Here is a 21,459-nt window from a genome sequence, read left to right as displayed (position 1 = left end):
AAACGTGGAGGCGATGCGCCCAGCGTCCGCACCGTGCCGGTGCGAGCCGCTGCAGCGTGCGAAGGACGCGGCAATGCGCTGCAGTGCGCAATGCCGCCGCACGCACGCAGGCATGCGCCGCGAATGCGTTGCTGCGTCGGCATCGATGCCGTTGTTCGATCATGCTGCCATGCTGCATGCAAGGCTCCCCAAAGCGAATTCCACTTCCATGGCGCTAACGCTAAATGCGCGGGCGTGACGGCCTCGACAACATAACCGTGCATCTTGGTGTGCGTGGTAGACAGTGCGCATTCACTGAATCATTAACCAAAAAACCCTTGAAAACAGCTGCGCCACGCGTGCTCGCTTGATCTGCGTTGGTAACGTCACCATGTTTTCGGAGCGCGATTGACTCGGTTGTCGTGCCAAGGACAATCGGGACATTCCCTCTTTTCGCCGTCAGTGCATTCGATCGCGACGCTGCGTCGCAGGAGACCGCATGTCGTTCGTGCAAGCACGCTTCCATCCTGCCGTCGCCCGCTGGTTCGAGCGCCGTTTTGCCGCGCCGACGCCGGCGCAACTGGCTGCATGGCCGGCGATCCAGGACGGGCGGCATACGTTGGTGGCGGCGCCCACTGGCTCCGGCAAGACCCTCACCGCGTTCCTCGCCGCACTCGATGCGCTGCTGCGTGAAGGCCTGCGCGATGGCGGACTCGCCGACCGCACCCAGGTGCTGTACGTGTCGCCGCTGAAAGCGCTTTCGAACGATATCCGGCTCAATCTCGAAGCGCCGCTGGCCGGCATCCGCGCCGAGCTGGCCGCGCTCGGCCTGCCCGATGTGGAGATCCGCAGCGCGGTGCGCACCGGCGATACGCCGCAACGCGAGCGCGCGCAGGCGCGGCGGCGCCCGCCGCACGTGCTGGTGACCACGCCCGAGTCGCTGTACGTGCTGCTCGGGTCGGTGTCCGGGCGCGACGCGCTGCGCCACGTGCGCACGGTGATCGTCGACGAGATCCACGCACTGGCCGCGAACAAGCGCGGCAGCCACCTGGCGCTGTCGCTGCAGCGGCTGCAGCAGCTGTGCGCAACGCCGCCGTTGCGCATCGGCCTGTCGGCGACGCAGAAGCCGATCGACGCGGTCGCGCGCTTCCTGGTCGGCAGCGCGGCGGTGCCGGCGGGGCAGCCCGACTGCGCGATCGTCGACATCGGCTACGCGCGTGCCCGCGACCTGGCGCTGGAGCTGCCGCCAACGCCGCTCGGCGTGACCATGTCCAACGACCAGTGGCAGCAGGTGTATGCGCGCCTGGCCGAGCTGGTGCGCGCGCATCGCACCACGCTGGTGTTCGTCAACACCCGGCGCATGGCCGAACGCACCGCGCGGCATCTCGGCGAGCTGCTCGGCAACGAGGCGGTGGCGGCGCACCACGGCAGCCTGGCGCGCGAGGCGCGGCTGCTCGCCGAACAGCGGCTCAAGGCCGGCCAGTTGCAGGTGCTGGTCGCCACCGCCTCGCTGGAACTGGGCCTGGACATCGGCGATGTGGACCTGGTGTGCCAGCTCGGCTCGCCGCGTTCGATCGCCAGTTTGCTGCAGCGCGCCGGGCGTTCCGGGCATGCCGTCGGCGGCACGCCGTGTTTCCGCAGTCGCGCGACGACCTGGTCGAATGCGCGGCGTTGCTCGACTGCGTGCGCCGCGGCGAACTGGATGCGCTGCGCATCCTCGACGCGCCGCTGGACGTGCTGGCGCAGCAACTGGTGGCCGAGGTGGCGTGCCAGGAATGGGACGAGGACGCGCTGTGCGCGCTGGTGCGCGGCGCCTGGCCGTACGCGGCGCTGCCGCGCGAACGCTTCGATACCGTGTTGCGGATGCTGTGCGACGGCTTCAGCACGCGGCTCGGCCCGCGCGCCGGCTATCTGCATCGCGACGCGGTGCATCGCCGCGTGCGCCAGCGCCGCGGCGCGCGCATGGCGGCGCTGACCTCCGGCGGCACCATTCCCGAGACCGGCGACTACAGCGTGTTGCTGGAGCCGCAGGCCGAGACCATCGGCACGGTCAACGAAGACTTCGCGGTCGAGAGCCTCAGCGGCGATGTGTTCCAGCTCGGCAATGCCAGCTATCGCATCCTGCGCGTGGAGCCGGGGAAGGTGCGGGTGGAGGACGCGCGCGGCGCGCCGCCGAACATCCCGTTCTGGCTCGGCGAGGCGCCCGGGCGCAGCGACGAACTGTCGGCCGGCGTGTCGCGGCTGCGCGCGCAGCTGGAGCGCTGCCTGGAGCAGGGCGGTGCGGCGCAGGCGCTGGCCTGGCTGCATCAGGAACTGGCGCTGGACGCCGCCGCCGCGCAGCAACTGGTGGACTATCTGGGCCGCGCGCGCGCCGCGCTGGGCGCGCTGCCCACGCAAGCCTGCATCGTGCTGGAGCGCTTCTTCGACGCCAGCGGCGGCACCCAGCTGGTGATCCACAGCGTGTACGGCAGCCGCATCAATCGCGCCTGGGGCCTGGCCCTGCGCAAGCGCTTCTGCCGCACCTTCAATTTCGAACTGCAGGCGGCGGCCACCGAGGACGCGATCGTGCTGTCGCTGTCGACCCGACACAGCTTCGCGCTGGAAGAGGTCGCGCGCTACCTGCATGCGTCGTCGGCGCTGGAGGTGCTGGTGCAGGCCTTGCTGGACGCGCCGCTGTTCGGCGTACGCTGGCGCTGGAACGCCACCAACGCGCTGGCCTTGCCGCGCTTCAGCGGCGGGCGCAAGGTCGCCCCGCAGCTGCAGCGGATGAAGTCCGAGGATCTGCTGGCCACCGTGTTCCCGGACCAGGTCGCCTGCGCCGAGAACCTGGTCGGCGAGCGCGAGATCCCCGAACACCCGCTGGTCGCGCAGACCATGCACGACTGCCTGCACGAGGCGATGGACAGCGACGGCTGGCTGCAACTGCTGCGCGGCATCGAGGACGGCAGCGTGCGCGTGCTGGCGCGCGATCTGGCGGCGCCGTCGCCGCTGGCGGCCGAGGCGCTGGACGCGCGGCCGTATGCGTTCCTCGACGATGCGCCGCTGGAAGAGCGCCGCACCCAGGCCGTGCACAGCCGCCGGTACCAGGATCCGGACAGCGCCGAGGACCTCGGCCGGCTCGATCCGGAGGCGATCGCCGCGGTGCGCGAGGAAGCCTGGCCACAGCCGCGCAGCCGCGACGAGATGCACGAGGCGCTGGTCGCGCTCGGCGTGCTGACCGACAGCGAGGCCGCCGCACACCCGGCGTGGCCGAACTGGCTGGCCGAGCTGGCCGCCGATGCGCGTGCCACCCGCTTGCAGCAGGGCAGCGGCGGCGACGGCAGCGCGCTGTGGATCGCGGCCGAGTCGCTGGCGCTGATCGCGCCGCTGTATCCGCGGGCCGCCGCGCAGCCGCGCATCGCCGTGCCGGAGGGCTACGCGATCGACGACTGGCTACGCGACCGCGCGTTGCGCGAACTGCTGCGCTCGCGCCTGGCGGCCCTGGGGCCGGTGACCGCGGCGGCGCTGGCGGCGCCGCTGCAGATGCCGCTGGGCGAGGTGCAGGCGGCTCTGCTGGCGTTGCAGCAGGACGGCTACATCCTGCCGGGTCGCTTCAACCCCGGTGCCAGCGCCGACGAGTGGTGCGAGCGCCATCTGCTGGCGCGCATCCACCGCTACACGCTGGGCCGGCTGCGCCGCGAGATCGAACCGGTGGCGCCGCGCGACTACGCGCGCTTCCTGTTCCGCTGGCAGCACCTGGATGGCGAAGGCCGCGTCGCCGGCGCGGAAGCGCTGGCCAGCGTGCTGGCGCAGCTGGAGGGCTTCGAGGCGCCGGCGGCGCTGTGGGAGGCCGACCTGCTGCCGGCGCGGGTGCGCGACTATGCGCCGGCCTGGCTGGACACTGTGCAGCGCCGGACGCACGCTGTGGACGCGCCTGCGCCCGACAGCGGCCAGCGCGGGCGGTGCGGGCGGTGCGGGCGGCACAGGGTCGCTGCGCAGCACGCCGATCCTGCTGCTGCCGCGGCGCAGCGTCGCGCAGTGGTCGCGCCTGGCGCCTGCGGCGGCCGAACCGGGCACGCCCGGTTCACGCGCGCAGAAGGTCGCCGATTACCTGGGCACGCATGGCGCCTCGTTCTTCGACGAGATCGCCGATGCGACGCGGCTGCTGTCCACCGAACTGGAAGAGGCGCTGGCCGAGCTGGTGGCCGCGGGCCGCATCCACTGCGACAGCTATGCCGGCCTGCGCGCGTTGCTGGTGCCGGCCTCGAAGCGGCCGTCGGCGCTGTCGCGGCGCCGGCGCCGGGTGCCGCTGTACGGCATCCAGGATGCGGGACGCTGGGCGCTGCTGCGCGGCGCCGTGGATGCCGGCGACGCCGCGGCGCGCGGCGAGGCGCTCGAACACCTGGCGCGGACCCTGCTGCGCCGCTACGGCGTGATCTGCTGGCGCCTGCTCGACCGCGAGGCGGCGTGGCTGCCGCCATGGCGCGAACTGCTGCGCGTCTATCAGCGGCTGGAGGCGCGCGGCGAGATCCGCGGCGGGCGCTTCATCAGTGGGCTGTCCGGCGAGCAGTTCGCGCTGCCCGAGGCGATCGGCCTGCTGCGCCAGGTGCGGCGCCAGCCGCACGATGGCGCCTGGCTGTGCGTGGCCGCGGCCGATCCGGCCAACCTGCTCGGCAGCGTGCTGCCGGGCAGCCGCGTGCCGCGCGTGCCCGGCGCGCGGGTGCTGTATCGCGACGGCCTGCCGGTGGCGAGCTGGGTTGCCGAGCGTTTCGAACCGTTGCAGGAATTGAGCGCTGCCGACAGCGCGCTGGCACGGCAGCGACTGACTGAAGCGCCTGCATCCGGCGCGCGCGATGTGATCGCGGCCATGCTCGCCGGCCTGCGCTGAGCCGCGATTTTCGCCGAACCCCTGTTCAGTAACGCATTTCATTCAGGGATCGCGCAGTCAGGCCGGCGGCGGCAGAAATTTTCACGCTTTGTCTACGACCAGCCGAGGTTTCCATCTCACTTTCGCATCTGCCCGGCCCGGCCCGAATGCGTCTTACAGCACAAGTGCAGCATCTGCGCAAAATGCGGCAAAGCACTTTCCTGCAGCTTCCAAAGCGCCTCACCAAGGGCGGTCGTGCGTATTCATCGAATATGCGCAAGCGTGCGCATGTGTGCTGAATTCTGCAATTGAGGCATCGATTAAAGGCGGCTTCGGCGAACGCCGATAGCGTTCAGGCAACGGGCGATACCGCAGCAAGGACATCGCGGCCGTACGCACGTTGATGCTCATTCCCGACGACGTCAGGCGGATTGCCACGGGAAGGAGCATCGAGACCGGTCGTGGTGACACGGTCGTTACCAAACAATCGGGGAAACATCATGTTGGGCAATATGAAAATCGGTATCAGGCTGACCTGCGCGTTCCTGATCGTGGCGGCCATCGGCGCGTGCATCGGCGCGATCGGCATCCGCAATTCCGGGCGCATCAACGACTACGCCACGCAGTTGTACGAGCGCGAGTTGCTCGGCCTGTCCAACATCAAGGAAGCCAACATCAACCTGATCAACGCCGGCCGTGCGCGCGCCAACCTGCAGCTGTCCTCCACCCAGGAGGAGCGCGCCAAGCATCTGGCCAGCCTCGACAAGTACACCGCCAACGTCGTCGATTACGTCGCCAAGGCGCGGGGGTCATTCAGCGCCCCGGAGTCCAAGGCCAAACTGGCGCGTTTCGACACCGTGTGGAAGGACTACCTGCTGCATCGCGGCCGGTTCGTCGAAAAGGTCGCGCGCGCGCCGCTGCAGCATACCAGCCCGGAACTCGTCGACCTGTCCAGCAAGGTGCGCGGCGCTTCCGACGAACTTGATCTGCTGATGAGCGAACTGGCGGCCATCAAGGAAACCCGCGCCGCCGAAGCAAGCGCCGAAACCCATGCAATCCATGTCAGCAGCGCCAGGATGCTGACCGCGATCATCGTCGGCGGCGTGCTGCTCGGGGTCGGTATGGGCTTCTTCATCAGCCGCAGCGTGACCAAGCCGATCGGCAAGGCGGTGGATGTGGCCAATGCGCTGGCCGAGGGCGACCTGAGCGTGCTGATCGAGGTCAAGTCGAAGGACGAGGCGGGACAGTTGCTGCTGGCGATGCAGCGCATGGTCGGCAAGTTGCAGCAGGTGGTCGGCGAGGTCAACGCCAGCGCGCAGACCCTGGCCGGCGCTTCGGAGGAAGTCAATGCGACCGCGCAGTCGCTGAGCCAGGCCTCGACCGAACAGGCGGCCGGGGTCGAGGAGACCAGCGCCTCGCTGGAGCAGATGACCGCCTCGATCGGGCAGAACACCGAGAACGCCAAGGTCACCGACGGCATGGCCAGCAAGGCCTCCAGCCAGGCCATGGATGGCGGCGAGTCGGTCCGCGCCACGGTCGTGGCGATGAAGCAGATCGCGCAGAAGATCGGCATCATCGACGACATCGCCTACCAGACCAACCTGCTGGCGCTGAATGCGGCGATCGAGGCAGCGCGCGCCGGCGAGCATGGCAAGGGCTTCGCGGTGGTCGCCGCGGAAGTGCGCAAGCTGGCCGAGCGCAGCCAGATCGCCGCGCAGGAAATCGGCGAGGTCGCCGGCTCCAGCGTCGAGCTGGCGGAGAAGGCCGGGCGCCTGCTGGAAACCATCGTGCCCAGCATCAAGAAGACCTCCGATCTGGTGCAGGAAATCGCCGCCGCGTCGCAGGAGCAGGCGTCCGGTGTAGCGCAGATCAATGCCGCAGTGGTGCAGTTGAGCCAGACCACACAGCACAACGCCACCGCCTCCGAGGAGTTGGCGGCGACCGCCGAAGCAATGAGTGCGCAGGCCCTGCAATTGCAGGACAGCATGGCGTTCTTCCAGTTGCCCGGGCTTGCGCGCACGGGCAGCGCACAGATGCGCGAAGGCGATGCGGAAAGCTCGGCGCGCCACGCCCGATCGCGCGCGGCAGTGCGCGATCGGATGAGTGCTGCGCGCCGCCCGGGCAGCGCAAGGCCGGACCGCGGCGACGTGCGGCTGGGTCATGCCTGATGCGCCGCGCGGCGACACCGCGCGGCGATCGAACGCGTCCCTGCACCCATAACGTGCATCCCCTTTCGGAGAGAATTCCGTGATCAAAAACACCAAGATATCGACCAAACTCTACGGCGGATTTTCGGTCATTCTGTTGATTCTTTTGGCGCTGGCGGCGGTGGCCTACTACAACGTCAGCGCGTTGTCGCAGGCCAACTACTGGAATACGCACACCTACAAAGTGATCTCCGAAGTGGACGGCGCGCTCACCAGCCTGATCAACATCGAGACCGGCACCCGCGGGTTCTCCCTGACCGGCGAAGACGAGTTCCTGCAGCCCTACCGGACCGGCCTGGCCGATTTCGAGCAGCACCTGACGAAAGCCCGCAAGTTGACCGCGGACAATGCCGAACAACAGTCGCGGCTGAATGCGTTGAAGGAGACGCAGAAGCAGTGGCTGAGCCAGGCGGTGCACCCGCAGATCGCCTTGCGCCACAACGTCAACGGCGGCGACGCCACGATAGAGGCGCTCGCGGCCGCGGTGCGCTCTTCCAAGGGCAAGGCCTACATGGATGCCATGCGCGAGAAGATGGCCGAAGTGCGCCAGGCCGAGAGCGCCCTGCTGGCGGCGCGCGCGGTCGAGGCCGAGCAACTGCAGCGGCGCACCAGCATCACCTTGATCATCGGCAGCCTGGCCGCGGCGTTGTGCGCGGTGGTGATCGGGTTTCTGATCACGCGCTCGCTGATGACCGAACTGGGCGGCGAGCCGGGCGTGGTGATGGAAGTGGCCAGGCGTATCGCGCAGGGCGATCTCACCGTGCAGGTGCCGACCCGCGGCAACGACACCAGCAGTGCGATGGTGGCCTTGCAGCTGATGGTCGACCGGTTGGCGGAGGTGGTCGGCGACGTCAACAACAGCGCGCAGTCGCTGGCCGGTTCGTCGGAGGAGGTCAGCGCCACCGCGCAGACCTTGAGCCAGGCGGCCAGCGAACAGGCGGCCGGGGTCGAGGAGACCAGCGCCTCGCTGGAGCAGATGACCGCTTCGATCGCGCAGAACACCGACAACGCCCGGATCACCGAGGGCATGTCCGCGCAGGCGGCCAAGGAAGCCGTCCAGGGCGGTGAAGCGGTGCTGTCCTCGACGCATGCGATGAGGCAGATCGCGCAGAAGATCGGCATCATCGACGACATCGCCTACCAGACCAACCTGCTGGCGCTGAACGCGGCGATCGAAGCCGCGCGCGCCGGCGAGCATGGCAAGGGCTTCGCGGTGGTCGCTGCGGAAGTGCGCAAGCTGGCCGAGCGCAGCCAGGTGGCGGCACAGGAAATCGGCGAGGTGGCGGCCAACAGCGTTGCCCTGGCGGACCGTGCAGGCAACCTGCTGGAGACCATCGTGCCCAGCATCAAGAAGACCTCCGACCTGGTGCAGGAGATCGCCGCCGCGTCGCAGGAGCAGTCCTCCGGCGTGACCCAGATCAATCTGGCGGTGTCGCAGCTGAGCCAGACCACGCAGCAGAACGCCACCGCCTCCGAGCAGCTGGCGGCGACCGCCGAGCAGATGAGTTCGCAGGCCGAGTCGCTGCAGCATGCGATGGCGTTCTTCCGCTTGAACCGCGGCCAGGAGACGTCGCCGTCGCGCGGCGTCGAGCGGCCACGCACGGGCGTGGTGCGGCCGGCGCGCGCGGCGCCAGGCAAGGGCGCCCGCGCGCGGCCCTTGCCGGTCGCCTACGCGATGGTCGAATCCCCGGACGAAGCGCAATTCGTCAATTTCTAGAGGATGAGCGGATGCACAACGCGACGTCTGGCGCTTCGGCGCACGAGCCCGATCATGGCCCATTGCAGTTCCTGACCTTCCAGCTGGGCCAGGAGTTGTTCGGCCTGAGCATCGTGGGCATCAAGGAAATCATCGAGTACCGTGCGCCCACGCCGGTCCCGTCCATGCCGGCGTGCGTGCGCGGGGTGATCAACCTGCGTGGCGCGGTGGTGCCGATCGTGGATCTGCAACGGCGGCTCGGGCGCGCGTCCAACGAGGTCACCCGGCGCAGTTGCGTGGTGATCGTGACGCTGGAACGCGAAGGCGCCGATCAGGCGTTCGGATTGCTGGTCGACGCGGTCAGCGAGGTGCTGGATATTTCGCCGCAGCAGATCGAGGCGGCACCGTCGTTCGGTTGCGGTATTCGCGACGAACTGATGCAGGGCGTGGGCAAGCTGGACGGCCGGCTGGTGATCCTGCTGGAGCGCACTCGTGTGCTGGCGATGGACGGCGACGTGCATGCGCACGCGCCTGCGGCCGCGCTGGCCGCCTGAGCGATCTGCGCTGTCGCCGTGATACCCGCATCACGGTGGACCGGCTAGTGTCGTGGCGGTAGGGCATCCGCCCGCCACAGCGAGGTCCGTACATGCCGAACCAGGACAAACAGCACAGCGACGAGCAAGGCATCCGTGAAGGTCAGCAGGACCGCGCCCAGGACGACACCGCCAAGCAGCGGCAGGGGCTGGAGGACGAGAAACTGCGCCAGGCGCACGAGCGCGGCCCCAGCTCCTGCGAACACAGCGGCTGAAGCGGCCGGCGGCCGCCGTTCGCCGCGATGGCGAGCGCGGCGCCGCTGCCGCGTGCGGGCAGATCAGCAACTGCACCGCGCAGCGCCGATTGCCGCGCCATGCCATCGCGGCAGTAGCGTGGCCGCTCTGCGCCGGCGCCGCAAGGTAGCCACAAAAAAGCCCCGGAGTCGCCTCCGGGGCCTTTGTCTGAACGAGTGGGCGGAAGGCTCCCGAATAATACCTGCAAGTGACTGTAATGCAATAGGTATTTTCGGCGTGAGGAGTGCTGTTACCGCCATAGTTACCGCCAAGCTCATGCCGCTAGGCCGTGGGTACCATTACGTGCTTCTACCGCTGCACTCATCCATGCCGCCACTTCGGTGGAAACCCAAGCGGCAATGTTGCCACCGGGGAATTGTACTGGCTTCGGGAATTTGCCCGCAGCGGCCCAGGCATAGAGCGTGGACTTGCTGACGCCGACCGTCGCAATGACCTCGGGCAAGCGCATGAAGTGATACGGCAGTGTCGTCTGTGGTTGAGTCGTCATGGCTTCCTTGAAATGAGAAAGGCCCGCTGCATGAGATTGCAGCGAGCCTTTGGGTTGGTGTGGTGCCTGCCGTGGGCAGCTTTCCCCGGAGGGGGCGGCATGGGGGCGGCTGGGCCCTGGATGGTTGAAGTGACTGCCGCGTAATTTCGTAGCGAAAATCTTGTTTCTTCTCCCGCCGGCAGTGCGGTCAAATCAGGCTGGGGCTGTCAGTTGTCCAGATGTGCCGGTTGCGCTGGGACAGCGGGTGTCCCAATTGGGACAGGGCGGCGTGCTGGGCTGAAGGGAGCAAGAAGCTCCACCGATGCGAGTTGATCTGTGGCACTCACCTCGTCGTTCGCCAGCATCTCAAGCGCTCTGGCGCGCACGGCTGGGGATGAGCCATCCACGAGCTTGACTATGTGGCGCGCAACCCTTTCTGCATCCCGGTCTAGCTGCTGCTGGTCCGAGCTAGGCAGGCTTGTTTGCCAAGGGTTCTTTGCTTCGCGTACATGTCGCCACCTCGGCCAACCCGTGCCGGGATCTATCGCCAGCGTGTGGAACTCTGTAGCGATGACGTGCGGCATATTGGTGAGCATGCTGCTTACCGTACTCTTGCTGATGCCAAATCGAGCGGCGACAGAGCGTAAAGACTCCCCCGCACTAGGAAGCTCGATAGCTCCTCGATGCGTTAGATCTGCAAGGTACTGCCAAGCCGCGTCCCGGCGCTGCTCGTTGTGAAGGGCGAGCGATCTGCCGGTGCAGTTCACCAGCTTGGAAAGAACCAAGGCCGTCTGCCAACTTAGGGCCAAAACACGTGCCGGAACTTGCTGTCTCTTTGCTTGTTGGTATGCCTTCAGGCGGTGGTGACCATCCACTAGATACAAGCCAGCTTCCACTGGCTCGGCGCTACCAATTTCGGCAAGCCAAACAGGATCAAGCGGCCTGTCCTCAGTCGCGTCCAGTACCAAGCGAAGCGTTGTGATGTGTTGCTCGCTGCTCTCCTCGGCTCGCCCTTTGTCCTTGATCGGAACCAAGCGGGCAACACGCGGCTGCAAACCATCGTGAGTTCGTATGTCGCCAAGCGGGATCAGGCAAGTAGGGGCATCTTTGAAGTGCTCCATTACCGCGTCATATTTCATGGTTGTCTCCTTATGGGTGTTTACAGGAGACGCGCACAGCTCCCCGAGCTTGCTGCTACTGATAGGAGGCAGCTAATACTGTGTGCCAAAGGTACGCGCCAGCGGAAGATGCGTTCCCCCGCTGTAGGAGTACCAAAATTATGTTGCCTTAAAAATCAATGGCTTATAGTTATTGCCTGATTGGCCAATATCTGAAGTTACTGAGCTTTGGTGGGGGATGTTGGCTCTAGCAAGCAGCTCGGATGCACGCCCAGCGCCTCGGCAAGGCGGTAGATGTTCAGTAGCGCGATGTTGCGCTGTCCACGCTCGACGCCGCCTAGGTAGCTACGGGCCAATCCGCTCTCCAAAGCGAGACGTTCCTGGGAGAGTCCCTTGGCCTTACGGACCTCGGCAAGCCGCAGTCCAAACAGGACACGGGGATCGGTGGGCATCGCTTTCTCTGGCATGGGAGAACGATGCAGTGACAACCTCTATCGGGCCACGCCCTATGAGGACACCCTCTATGAGTGACATTGGCGCCTGGCTCTTCTATCATTCCTTGGTGGAGCGCTCGGACAGCTCTGCGACTGCCCTGTACAACCAAGGTCCGAATGCCAAGGGGATTCATCATGAAATTGAAGTTTTGCGGTGTGGCGGTCGTCGTGCTGCTTGTCGGGGCATGTGCCACTCACGCCGACTGGCTGGTAACCAAAGCGAGCCGCGCAGATGGTGTGATTGCGCTTTCATACGAGAGCAATGAATTCCAGCGCCCTGACCTAAGCGAGCAGCAGGTAATCCATCTCGCCGAGCAGAAGTGCCGGAACTGGGGTTATAAAGGGGCGGAGCCTTTCGGTTCGCAGAGTACCGAATGCCTGTCGCGCCGGGGATTCGGAAACTGCGGATCAAGGCAAGTAACTGTCGAGTTCCAGTGCATTGGTTCGCTCGGCCATTAGATAAGAAAAATCGATACAGATGCGCCTGGTAAGCAAGTGCATTAAGGAGCGTAGCTAAAGTTCACTCACGCTTATTGAAATCAATAATAAGTGCCTTGATCAGTATGGAAATGCCAGAATATGGATCGCGTAAAGTGAAAATTGCACTTGTCGGCTTGTCGCTCGCAACATTGCTAGCTCCTCTGTCCGGGCTTGGTTTGCTGGCCACGCTGTCTGGTTGTAATGCAAGAGAGGCGGAGGAGCCGTTGAAATTGCCTATCAGCTTGGAGTCTGCAACGCCGATTCGGGATCCGGCGCCGCGTCCTCTTAGCTACCCGTATGAGTCCAATAAGTTGCTCCCAGAAGGCACCGGTAAAGAAGCACAAGCTGCTGGGCTAATTAATTGCTCAACTGAGCGCATAAGGTCGCACCTTTTGATGCGCTGCGCTTCTGGATCAGGAGTGTTTGAGGGTTTGAATTACGAGTCAGCTTCCGTCTTGCTTGGGCCGAGGGGTCGCAGGATGGGCGACGGGGCATGGTACGTGCCTAAGCTATCTGAGGTGGAGTTCGTGGACTTGGCCTATACGGGCGTCGACTATTTGCTGGGTCCACTGTCTTATCCTCCAAGTCCAGACCCCGGATTCCGTAATCGCTACGACTATGTTCTTGCAACACGTGGATGGGTGCCTGACGCTCAGTCTTGGGGCAGCGATACATTTCCCCGTCGTTACTTCAAACGTGATTCCGATCATATGTTGGTAATAATGCCGAACAATGGAAATATGTTGCTCTCGGTTTATCGCTCAGAGGCTGCATCCGTTGCTGTGCAGTTTAGCCTGCTCGCCGAATATTATCCGGATGCCATGAATAAGATTGAGGCTCTGGCGAGGCGGTCTACGCCTCGCTGAGCTTCGGTCTATTTACGCGGCTTCGTGGATAAAGGGCTGCTGTTTCATTGCTTTCAATGCATGTAGATAGTTGCCCCAAGCCTGCATCATCTTGCGGCGTTCGTCCAAATACTGTGCTTGATTGTAGATGCCTCGTACTCCAGGCATCTTATGGGTTAAGGCGGATTCGATTGCATCCGGGTTCCAGTGGCCCATTTCGTTCAGTAGCGTGCTTGCCATGTGTCGGAAGCCGTGGATGGTGCTTTCGTCTTTCTCGATGCCGCAGCGTCGCGCTGCTACTAAAATGGCATTGCCAGACATGTGCTTGCGAGGGTCGCGCCCACCAGGGAAAACGAACTCGCCGCGTCCGGTAAGGGGGTGTAGGTCGCGCAGAATTTCCACTGCCTGAGTCGAAAGGGCGGCGATATGGGTGCGCTTGGTCTTGGTCACGAAGTAACGCCACTGTCCGGCGTCAAGGTCCAGCTCCGCCCACCTCATGCGGACAAGCTCGCCGGGTCTGGCGAACAGCAACGGTGCCAGTCGGAGGGCACTCCTGACCACTGGCCGACTGGTGCTGCTGTCAATCTTCCGCAGCACGCTCGAAGCTTCCTCCGAGGTGGTGGCAGCAGCGAACGGCATGGATCGCCAGGGAGTCAGCGCTCCTTTCAATGCACCTGTCGGATCGGCTTCGGCCCGGCCAGTACGCACTGCGTACCGAAAGACTGCGCCGCAGGTCTGCAAGGCTCGATGAGCGGTCTCGATGGCGCCTCGCTGTTCGATCCGCTCCAAGTGCTTCAGCAGTTCCGGGGCGGTAACGGCTGCGATGGGGCTGCTGCCGATCCAGGGGAAGATGTCGCTCTGCAAGCGGCGGATGATCTTGTCCGAGTACTGGGTACTCCAATCCTTCTGCTGCTTGGCGAACCACTCTCGGGCGACGACCTCGAAGCTGTTCGCGGCGGCGGCCTCGCCAGCGGCCTTGACGGCCTTCCGCTGTTCGCCGGGGTCGATCTTGGCCGCTAGTAGGCGGCGCGCTTCCGCTAGTCTCTCCCGCGCGTCCGACAGGCTTACTTCCGGGTAAGTGCCGAACGACAGGGTGTTGCGCTTGCCGGTGACCGGGCGGCGATAGTCGTAGCGCCACCAGCGTGCGCCGTCGGGTCGTAGCAGGAGATACAGGCCGTTGCCGTCGCGCAGCTTCTGGGGCGTGGCGGCGGGTTTCGCTTTACGGATGGCGGTATCGGTGAGAGGCATTGGGCGGCTCCTTGACGGTAACAGGGTAGGGGATGTTGTGGTCAAGTTTTGGTGGACACGTGGATAGGGGGTTTCAGGTAGTGGCTTTCTCGTAGTCGGCTGGAGATCGATAGCCGAGGGTGGAGTGCAGGCGGTGGGTGTTGTAGAAGCCGACGATGTAGTGGGTGATATCGGCGATGGCCTCGTTGGGGTTGGTGTAGCGACGCTGCCAGACGCGCTCCATTTTCAGGCTCAGGAAGAACCGCTCCATTACCGCGTTGTCCCAGCAGTTGCCCTTGCGGCTCATGCTGGCCACCAGCTTGTGCTTGGTCAGCAGGTCGCGGTGGGCCTGGCTGGCGTACTGGCTGCCGCGGTCGCTATGCACGATCAGCCCCGGCTTGGGCTGGCGCAGGGCAATGGCCATCTGCAAGGCGGTACAGACCAGCTCGGCCGGCATGGTCGGTGCCATTGCCCAGCCCACCACCTTGCGCGAGTACAGGTCCAGCACCGCGGCCAGGTACAGCCAGCCGCGCTCGGTGCGGATGTAGGTGATATCGGCCACCCAGGCCTGGTCGAGGGCGTCCGGGTTGAAGCGCCGATCCAGATGGTTGTCCGCCACCGGCATCTCGTGTCGGCTGTCGGTGGTATGGACGAACTTGCGCCTCCAGCGCGCCTTCAGTCCCTGCTGCTTCATCAGGCGGCGGACTCGATGGCGACTGGCGGGCAGACCCTGGGCCTTCAGGCTCGCGCTCAGCCGGCGGCTGCCATAGTTGCCGCCGCTGGCCTGGAACGCCGTCTGCAATGGCGCAGCGAGCGTGCACGCCCTCGGTGCTGAGCGCCGCCGACGGGCCGCATACAGCCCCGAGCGGCTCACGCCCAGCAGCTGGCACAGCCGGGCGGTTGCGGCCTTCTCCTGCCACTGATCGATCATCTGCTGGATCATTTCGGTTCCCGGGCGAAGAAGGCCGATGCTTTTTTTAACAAGCTGTTGTCCTCACGCAGTCGCTGGTTCTCCCGTTCCAACTCACGGATGCGTTGCTGCTCGGGGGTCAGGGGCCGACCTTGCCCAGGCTGGCCGGCATGCTCGGCCTCGTATTGGGCCAGCCAGCGACGCACGGCGCTATCGACCAAGTCCAGGTCGCGGCACACCTGACCCACGCTCAGGCCTTGGTCGCGGATCATTTGCACCACCTGCAGCTTGAAGGCGGTATCGAAATTTCTACGGATACGGGGCGTCATGTCGTTCAAAGTCCTCGCTGGGGATGATCATCCCCTATCGAGGTGTCCACGAGAATTAGACCAGGACAGGATGCCCTTGCTACCGCCAAAATTACCGTCAGCTACCGCCGGATTTGCGCGGTCTCGGCTAGACTGCCTCGGAAACAAAAAAGGCCGGAAAGCCTTGTGTCGCAGGGCTTTCTGGCCTCGTTTGCACCGTCTAGGACGGAAAGATGGTGGAGCGGAAGGGGATCGAACCCTCGACCTTCGCATTGCGAACGCGACGCTCTCCCAGCTGAGCTACCGCCCCACATCAGACGCGTAGTCTAACTGGCCCGGGGCATGCGTGCCAAGAGGGGCGGTGGGATCGGTGGCGGCGAGGCCGTCCTTGACGCGTCGCGTGCAGTGCGGCTTGCGCCGCGTATCCGCAGGCACGGTCGCCTGCCGCCCCTGGTCCATATGAAGACAGGAATGCGCCCGCGCATTCGGGCAACCGGCGGACAGAGTCGATATAATCGCAGGCCGAAATCCTCGCCAGACGATTTCGTCGTTCCGGATGAAATATTCCGTCCGTTCCAAATCTTTTATCCACGGGTCTTTGAAAAATGACGGAAGTTCGCAACTTGCAACAAATCGCCGAAGCCAAGGCCAAGCTGCACGAAGAGATTCGCAAGCTGGAAGAGCAGGAGAAGCAGGCGCGCGAAGGCGAGACCAGCGCCGCGCATGCCAACATCCTGTCGCTGCTGGAGCAGTTCGCCGAGTTCTTCAGCGCCAAGCAGCGCAACGAGATCGCCGCCTACGTGACCAGCGCCGCGCCGAAGCAGGCCAGCGCCAAGTCCGCCGGCGGCCGCAGTGAGGTCAAGCCGAAGTACCAGCTGCCGCACACCGGCGAGACCTGGTCCGGCCGCGGCCGCACCCCGAAGGCGTTCGCTGCCTGGGAAGGCACCGCCGCCTACAACGAATGGAAGGCCCGCCACCCGGACCTGAAGTTCCCGCTGGTCAAATACTGATCGGTCGAAAAAGGCCAGGTTTCCTGGCCTTTTTTATCCGCGATGGTTTTATGCGCGGCATTGGCGTTGCTTGCGCTTGGCCGCGGATAAACCGCGCTGGAGAAGGCCGGCGTTGCATGGATGCGCCTGAAGGCCCCGGGTTCGGTGGCGGCATTGCACCGCTGCGGCGGCAGGGTCGATGTGCGCAGGCAACAAACCCTTTAGGAGCAACTGTCTTCAGCTGCGACGAGCGCAGTGGTGAATGTCCCGAACCGGCATGCAGTCGGGACTGAAGTCCCTCCCACAAGAAGCCTCGCAGTTCCGCGGCGCCGATGGACTCCTTGTGGGAGCGACTTCAGTCGCGACGAGCGCAGCGGCGGGCCTTCCGGCTTCGGACGTTGTCGCGGCTGAAGCCGCTCCTACAGTGCACCCAGCCGGCTATTCGCAGGCTGTTGTAGGAGCGGCTTCAGCCGCGACGAGCGGAGTGGTGAATGTTCCGAACTGGCATGCAGTCGGTACTGAAGTCCCTCCCACACAAGGCCTCGCCGCTCCGCGGTGTGGGTGGAATCCTTGTGGGAGCGACTTCAGTCGCGACTAGCGCAGCGGCGGGCCTTCCGGCTTCGGACGTTGTCGCGGCTGAAGCCGCTCCTACAGTGCACCCAGCCGGCTATTCGCAGGCTGTTGTAGGAGCGGCTTCAGCCGCGACGAGCGGAGTGGTGAATGTTCCGAACTTGCATACGTCGGGACTGAAGTCCCTCCCACACAAGGCCTCGCCGCTCCGCGGTGTGGGTGGAATCCTTGTGGGAGCGACGTCAGTCGCGACGAGCGCGGCGGCGGGCCTTCCGGCTTTGGAAGTTGTCGCGGCTGAAGCCGCTCCTACAAATACCCTCGAATCCCTCTAGCCGGCGCTGCCGAGCAGCGGTTGTAGCGTCGCTTCCAGTTCGCGCCGGCGCCAGCCGGCCAGCGGCTGCGGCCATTGGCCGCTTTCCAGCAGCGCCTCCAGGTGCTTGCGCGAGGCGAGCAGGCCGTCGGCCAGGCCGAGTTCGGCGCTGCGTGCGGACACCGCGTCCTGCAGCCGCTTCAGGGCGGCCTTGTTGTCGTCGCTGGCGGCCAGCGCCAGCGGCGCGTCCGCTTCGTCGGCCAGCGCTGTGGTCAGCGCCTGCCACAGCGCGTCGCCGAGCTTGCGCGGCGCCTTGGGGTGCTTGTCCAGCATCGCCTGCAGCGCCTGGCGGTCGGAAGGCGGGAAGCGCGCCAGGGTGGCGGCCAGTTCGTTGTCCAGGATCCAGCTGCGCGGCTTGTCGCTGTGCCGCGCCTGCACGTCGCGCCAGCGCAGCAGGCGCAGCAGGCGCTGCTGCGCGGGCGCATCCATGAACTGCGCCGAACGCATGCCCAGGTGCGGCCAACGCTCGCCTTCGTCGTGCTCCACGGTGCCGAGCAGGCGTTCGCCGTCCTCGTGCAGCCAGGCGCTGCGGTCCAGCGTCTGCAGCCGTTCCTGCAAGGCGTCGTGGATCGCGAACAGGTGGCGCACGTCGTCGGCGGCGTAGTCCAGCTGCGCCGGCGACAGCGGGCGGCGCAGCCAGTCCGAGCGGGTCTCGCCCTTGGCCAGGTGCACGCCGGTGATTTCCTGGACCAGCTTTTGGTAGCCCATGCCGGCGCCGATGCCGGCCAGGCCGGCGCCGATCTGGGTGTCGAACAGCGGCCGCGGCAGCGCGCCGCAGGCGCACTTGAACGCGACCAGGTCTTCGCTGGCGCTGTGCATGACCTTGAGGATGGCCGGGTCCGACAGCCACGGCGCCAGCGCCTGCGGCATGCCGGGGATCAGCGGGTCGATCAGCAGGATCTCGTCGGCCACCGCCATCTGCACCAGGGCCAGTTGCGGCCAGTAGGTGCGTTCGCGGACGAATTCGGTATCCAGGCCGATCCTGGCCGGGCGCTGCGCCAGCCGTTCGGCCAGCTCGGCGGGTTGCTTGATCCAATAGGGCACGTGGTTTCCGTCGAATGCAGGGTTTGCTCAGGCAGGCGAGAATAGCCTAACGTCGGCCCGCCGGCCGTACGGACGCGGTGGCGCGGATGCCATCGGGAGGCCAATGTCGTTGGGAGGAAGCGTGCGTACGAGCGGCACCGTGATCGCCTGGACCCTGCTGGCCGCGCTGGCGTGCGGCTGCAGCGGGCCGGCGCCTGCGCCGCCGGCGCAACCCGCCAGGCAGGCGCCGGCCAAGCCTGCGCAGGCGGCGGCAACGGCGGTCAGCAAGCCGATGCAGGCACCCAGCGTCACCATCGGCGGCCAGGATGCCGCCGAGACGGTGGCGCGCTGGCAGCCGCCGCTGCCGGCGCTGGAGCGCACGCAACTGGCGCAGGCGCGCCGCGACGCCGCGCGCGCGCTGGCCGAGGATCGCCTGTTCGAGGACGCGCAAGCGGCGATCCCGCTGTATCTGGCGATCCGCGCGCTGGCGCCGCAGGACCCGGTCGCGCGCGACGGCCTGCGCACCGCGCGGCGCCGGCTGCTGCAACGCGGCGACGAGCTGTTGCGCGCATCGGAGCAGCAGGAGCAGGCGCTCGAGCGCGCCGACCGCATCGCGATGGTGGCGCTGTCGCTGGATGCCGACGATCCGGCGGTGCGGCGCCTGCAGCAGCGGGTGGAGACCGCGCAGCGGGTGCTGGCCTACGACCGCGCCGGCGAAGACGATCTGCGCGCCGGCCGGCTCGGCGAGGACGGCAACGGCGCGCTGGCCAACTTCCGCGAAGCGCTGCAACTGGACGCGGACGATGCGCGCGCGCGGCAGGGCGTGGCGGCGGTGGAGAGCGCGCTGATCCGGCGCGCCGAGGCGGCTGCGACGCTGTCCGATTTCGCCGCCGCCGGCAGCTGGCTGGCGCGCGCGGCACGCATCCGCGACGCCGCCGCCACCGTGCGCGACGCGCGTGCGCGGGTGGAAGGCGTGCGCAGCGCGCGCATCGCCGCGCTGCGCGATGCCGGCCTGCGCGACCTGGCCACGCCGGCCGGATTGAAGGCGGCGCGCGAGAAACTGGGCGAGGTGTTGCGCATCGCCGATCCGGGCGATCCGGTGGCGGCGATGCTGCGCGAGCGCATCGACCTGGTCACCCACTACGGCAGCTTCCGCCCCGGCCAGGTGTTCACCGACGCCATGAGCAACGGCGAGCGCGGGCCGCAGATGATCGTGGTGCCGCACGGCGGCTTCCGCATGGGCGCCAGCGACAGCGAGCCGGGCGCGATGCCGGCGGAGCAGCCGTTGCACTACGTGCGTTTCGACCGCGGCTTCGCGATGTCGATCACCGAGGTCACCGTGGCCGAGTTCCGCCGCTTCGTCGAGGTCAGCGGCGCGCGGCCGCGGGCCACGCGGCGCGGGCATTCGATCGTCTACGACGAGCGCAGCGGCAACTTCGTGCGGCGCAGCGGCACCGACTGGCAGTCCGGCTACAACGGCGCGCGCGCCGCGCCGAACAGCCCGGTGATGCACGTCAGCGTGCGCGATGCCGAGGCTTATGCGGCGTGGCTGTCGCAGCAGACCGGGCGCCACTACCGGCTGCCCAGCGAGGCCGAGTTTGAATATGCGCTGCGCGCCGGCGGCCGCGGCCGCTATCCGTGGGGCAACGCCGGCACCCCGCCGCGCGGCGCCGGCAACTTTACCGGCGGCGGCGACGTCTCGCCCGGCGGCCGGCACTGGAACAACGCCTTCGTCGGCTATGCCGACGGCTTCTGGGGGCCGGCGCCGGTCGCCAGCTTCAAGGCCAACGCCTGGGGCCTGCACGACATGGGCGGCAACCTCAGCGAGTGGGTCGCCGATTGCTGGCATTCCAGCTACCGCCGCGCGCCGGCCGACGGCGCCTCTTGGTACAACCCCGGCTGCCGCTCGCGGGTGGTGCGCGGCGGCAACTGGGCCAACGCGCCGGAGCAGACCCGTGCCGCCTGGCGGCTGATGCAGGACTCCGATACCACCAGCGCCCGGGTCGGGTTCCGCCTGGTGCGCGGAATTTGACGCGGCCGCGTAGCGCGCCCGGCTACAGTGCTGCGCACAGGCAGGCGCCATCGCCGCCGACCAGACAGCAAGGGGATTGGAGATGAGCAACGTGTTCGGCCGCCAGGGCGGTGAGCAGGGCGGGGGCCGCCGCGGGCCGCTGGGCGGCGTGCGCTGGCTGGTGCTGTTGGGCTTCGCGGTGTACGCCGGGTTCTACTGGTTCTCCAACCGCAGCGAGGATCCCTACACCGGCCAGAAGGTGCTGATCGACAATTCGCTCGGCGTCGAGGACGAGAAGGCGCTGGGCCTGCAGGCCTACCAGGAGATTCTGGCGCAGGAACACCCGGTCGATCCGCACTCGCAGGTGGCGCAGCAGGTGCGCGCGATCGCGCAGCGGCTGATCGCCAAGGTCGACGTGGTCGAGGACGCGCTGGCCGCCGAGCACGGCATGCAGGCCAAACACTACGCGCGCGGCTTCGACTGGGACGTCAACGTGATCGAGTCCGAGCAGGCCAATGCGTTCTGCCTGCCCGGCGGCAAGATGGCGGTCTATACCGGGCTGTTGCCGGTGACCAGGAACGCCGATGCGATGGCGGTGGTGATGGGCCATGAGATCGCGCATGCGCTGCTGCGCCACGGCGCGCAGCGCATGGCGCAGCAGAAGCTGACCCAGATCGGGCAGATGGCCGGCGCTGCCAGCGGCATGGACCCGCAACAGCAGCAGATGGCGATGGCGGCGATGGGCTACGGCTACCTGCTGCCGTACGCGCGCAGCCACGAGACCCAGGCCGACGAGGTCGGGCTGATGCTGGCCGCGGCGGCGTGTTTCGATCCGCGCGAGGCGGTGCCGCTGTGGCAGCGGATGAGCGCCAGCAGCGGCGGCCAGGCGCCGCCGGAGTTCTCGTCCACGCACCCGAACCCGGGCACGCGGATCCAGAACCTGCAGGCGCTGATGCCCAAGGCGCTGGAGTACCGGCAGCGCTTCTGCGAAACGGCGAAGACGGCGCAGCGGTAAGCGTGCCGTCGCCACGCGCCGCGGCAGCTGCCTGGTTGCTGAATGTGGCTGGGTGCG

14 protein-coding genes, 1 tRNA gene and 3 pseudogenes are annotated in these 21,459 nt (G+C 66.6%); 11 read left to right on the top strand and 7 right to left on the bottom strand.

The annotated features are described in order from the left end of the window. Positions 1-478: 478 nt before the first annotated feature. The 6 genes and pseudogenes from KHF85_RS12955 (at position 479) to KHF85_RS12935 (ending at position 9,536) form a co-directional block, all read left to right on the top strand. Positions 479-4,846: pseudogene (locus KHF85_RS12955) on the top strand (DEAD/DEAH box helicase). A 479-nt stretch (positions 4,847-5,325) separates the two neighbouring features. Beyond that, positions 5,326-6,993: a methyl-accepting chemotaxis protein gene (locus KHF85_RS12950; protein ID WP_284566980.1), complete on the top strand. Its 1,668-nt coding sequence runs from the start codon at positions 5,326-5,328 to the stop codon at positions 6,991-6,993. Between the two features lie 79 nt (positions 6,994-7,072). Beyond that, positions 7,073-7,552, top strand: a pseudogene (locus KHF85_RS20500) (CHASE3 domain-containing protein); the annotation flags it as partial. Between the two features lie 297 nt (positions 7,553-7,849). Beyond that, a pseudogene (locus KHF85_RS20495) lies at positions 7,850-8,749 on the top strand (methyl-accepting chemotaxis protein); the annotation flags it as partial. A gap of 11 nt (positions 8,750-8,760) precedes the next feature. After that, positions 8,761-9,282: a chemotaxis protein CheW gene (locus tag KHF85_RS12940; RefSeq protein WP_284566978.1), complete on the top strand. Its 522-nt coding sequence runs from the start codon at positions 8,761-8,763 to the stop codon at positions 9,280-9,282. Positions 9,283-9,374: 92 nt separating this feature from the next. Further along, complete coding sequence (locus KHF85_RS12935; RefSeq protein WP_284566977.1) at positions 9,375-9,536, top strand: hypothetical protein; 162 nt, start codon at positions 9,375-9,377, stop codon at positions 9,534-9,536. 293 nt (positions 9,537-9,829) lie between these two features. Here the strand turns inward: KHF85_RS12935 and KHF85_RS12930 are convergent, their stop codons facing one another. The 3 genes from KHF85_RS12930 to KHF85_RS12920 all read right to left on the bottom strand — a co-directional run bounded on the left by KHF85_RS12930 (position 9,830) and on the right by KHF85_RS12920 (position 11,612). Then, complete coding sequence (locus KHF85_RS12930; protein WP_284566976.1) at positions 9,830-10,063, bottom strand: helix-turn-helix transcriptional regulator; 234 nt, start codon at positions 10,061-10,063, stop codon at positions 9,830-9,832. A 206-nt stretch (positions 10,064-10,269) separates the two neighbouring features. Beyond that, positions 10,270-11,181, bottom strand: a complete 912-nt coding sequence (locus tag KHF85_RS12925) for a ParB/RepB/Spo0J family partition protein (RefSeq protein WP_284566975.1) — start codon at positions 11,179-11,181, stop codon at positions 10,270-10,272. Positions 11,182-11,378: 197 nt separating this feature from the next. After that, on the bottom strand, positions 11,379-11,612 hold the full coding sequence (locus KHF85_RS12920) for a helix-turn-helix domain-containing protein (RefSeq protein ID WP_284566974.1): 234 nt from the start codon (positions 11,610-11,612) through the stop codon (positions 11,379-11,381). Between the two features lie 177 nt (positions 11,613-11,789). Between KHF85_RS12920 and yecR the strand changes: the two genes are divergently transcribed. Both yecR and KHF85_RS12910 read left to right on the top strand, forming a co-directional pair. Then, positions 11,790-12,113 carry a YecR family lipoprotein gene (gene yecR, locus KHF85_RS12915; protein WP_284566973.1) on the top strand — a complete coding sequence of 108 codons (324 nt, stop codon included), beginning with the start codon at positions 11,790-11,792 and terminating at the stop codon, positions 12,111-12,113. Between the two features lie 95 nt (positions 12,114-12,208). Next, positions 12,209-13,000 (top strand): hypothetical protein, encoded by a 792-nt coding sequence (locus tag KHF85_RS12910; protein WP_284566972.1) that lies wholly within the window; start codon positions 12,209-12,211, stop codon positions 12,998-13,000. Between the two features lie 12 nt (positions 13,001-13,012). Here the strand turns inward: KHF85_RS12910 and KHF85_RS12905 are convergent, their stop codons facing one another. The 3 genes from KHF85_RS12905 to KHF85_RS12895 all read right to left on the bottom strand — a co-directional run bounded on the left by KHF85_RS12905 (position 13,013) and on the right by KHF85_RS12895 (position 15,734). After that, complete coding sequence (locus KHF85_RS12905) at positions 13,013-14,227, bottom strand: tyrosine-type recombinase/integrase (protein ID WP_284566971.1); 1,215 nt, start codon at positions 14,225-14,227, stop codon at positions 13,013-13,015. Between the two features lie 73 nt (positions 14,228-14,300). Next, positions 14,301-15,445 (bottom strand): IS3 family transposase gene (locus KHF85_RS12900; protein ID WP_284566970.1). Its coding sequence is split into 2 segments (ribosomal slippage): positions 14,301-15,193 and positions 15,193-15,445, totalling 1,146 coding nucleotides; the frame shifts between segments, so codons are not numbered across the junction. A 213-nt stretch (positions 15,446-15,658) separates the two neighbouring features. Beyond that, a tRNA-Ala gene (locus tag KHF85_RS12895) sits at positions 15,659-15,734 on the bottom strand. 295 nt (positions 15,735-16,029) lie between these two features. Between KHF85_RS12895 and KHF85_RS12890 the strand changes: the two genes are divergently transcribed. After that, entirely contained in the window at positions 16,030-16,434 is a 405-nt protein-coding gene (locus KHF85_RS12890; protein ID WP_053834409.1) for an H-NS histone family protein, read from the top strand. A gap of 877 nt (positions 16,435-17,311) precedes the next feature. Here the strand turns inward: KHF85_RS12890 and rnd are convergent. Further along, positions 17,312-18,397: a ribonuclease D gene (rnd, locus tag KHF85_RS12885; RefSeq protein WP_284566969.1), complete on the bottom strand. Its 1,086-nt coding sequence runs from the start codon at positions 18,395-18,397 to the stop codon at positions 17,312-17,314. Between the two features lie 103 nt (positions 18,398-18,500). On the opposite strand from rnd, the gene KHF85_RS12880 reads away from it, so the two are divergent. Continuing rightward, on the top strand, positions 18,501-20,408 hold the full coding sequence (locus tag KHF85_RS12880; RefSeq protein WP_284566968.1) for a formylglycine-generating enzyme family protein: 1,908 nt from the start codon (positions 18,501-18,503) through the stop codon (positions 20,406-20,408). An 82-nt stretch (positions 20,409-20,490) separates the two neighbouring features. After that, positions 20,491-21,402 carry a M48 family metallopeptidase gene (locus tag KHF85_RS12875; protein WP_284566967.1) on the top strand — a complete coding sequence of 304 codons (912 nt, stop codon included), beginning with the start codon at positions 20,491-20,493 and terminating at the stop codon, positions 21,400-21,402. Positions 21,403-21,459 lie beyond the last annotated feature (57 nt).

Origin of the sequence: Xanthomonas graminis pv. graminis (assembly GCF_030168915.1) — a bacterium.
Lineage (GTDB): Bacteria > Pseudomonadota > Gammaproteobacteria > Xanthomonadales > Xanthomonadaceae > Xanthomonas_A > Xanthomonas_A translucens.
This window is presented reverse-complemented; position numbering and strand designations above follow the sequence as displayed.

Coding starts and splice junctions, on each gene's coding strand:
- KHF85_RS12950 (WP_284566980.1), top strand. CDS start 5,326: ATGTTGGGCAATATGAAAATCGGTATCAGGCTGACCTGCGCGTTCCTG.
- KHF85_RS12940 (WP_284566978.1), top strand. CDS start 8,761: ATGCACAACGCGACGTCTGGCGCTTCGGCGCACGAGCCCGATCATGGC.
- KHF85_RS12935 (WP_284566977.1), top strand. CDS start 9,375: ATGCCGAACCAGGACAAACAGCACAGCGACGAGCAAGGCATCCGTGAA.
- KHF85_RS12930 (WP_284566976.1), bottom strand. CDS start 10,063: ATGACGACTCAACCACAGACGACACTGCCGTATCACTTCATGCGCTTG.
- KHF85_RS12925 (WP_284566975.1), bottom strand. CDS start 11,181: ATGAAATATGACGCGGTAATGGAGCACTTCAAAGATGCCCCTACTTGC.
- KHF85_RS12920 (WP_284566974.1), bottom strand. CDS start 11,612: ATGCCCACCGATCCCCGTGTCCTGTTTGGACTGCGGCTTGCCGAGGTC.
- yecR (WP_284566973.1), top strand. CDS start 11,790: ATGAAATTGAAGTTTTGCGGTGTGGCGGTCGTCGTGCTGCTTGTCGGG.
- KHF85_RS12905 (WP_284566971.1), bottom strand. CDS start 14,227: ATGCCTCTCACCGATACCGCCATCCGTAAAGCGAAACCCGCCGCCACG.
- KHF85_RS12890 (WP_053834409.1), top strand. CDS start 16,030: ATGACGGAAGTTCGCAACTTGCAACAAATCGCCGAAGCCAAGGCCAAG.
- KHF85_RS12880 (WP_284566968.1), top strand. CDS start 18,501: ATGTCGTTGGGAGGAAGCGTGCGTACGAGCGGCACCGTGATCGCCTGG.
- KHF85_RS12875 (WP_284566967.1), top strand. CDS start 20,491: ATGAGCAACGTGTTCGGCCGCCAGGGCGGTGAGCAGGGCGGGGGCCGC.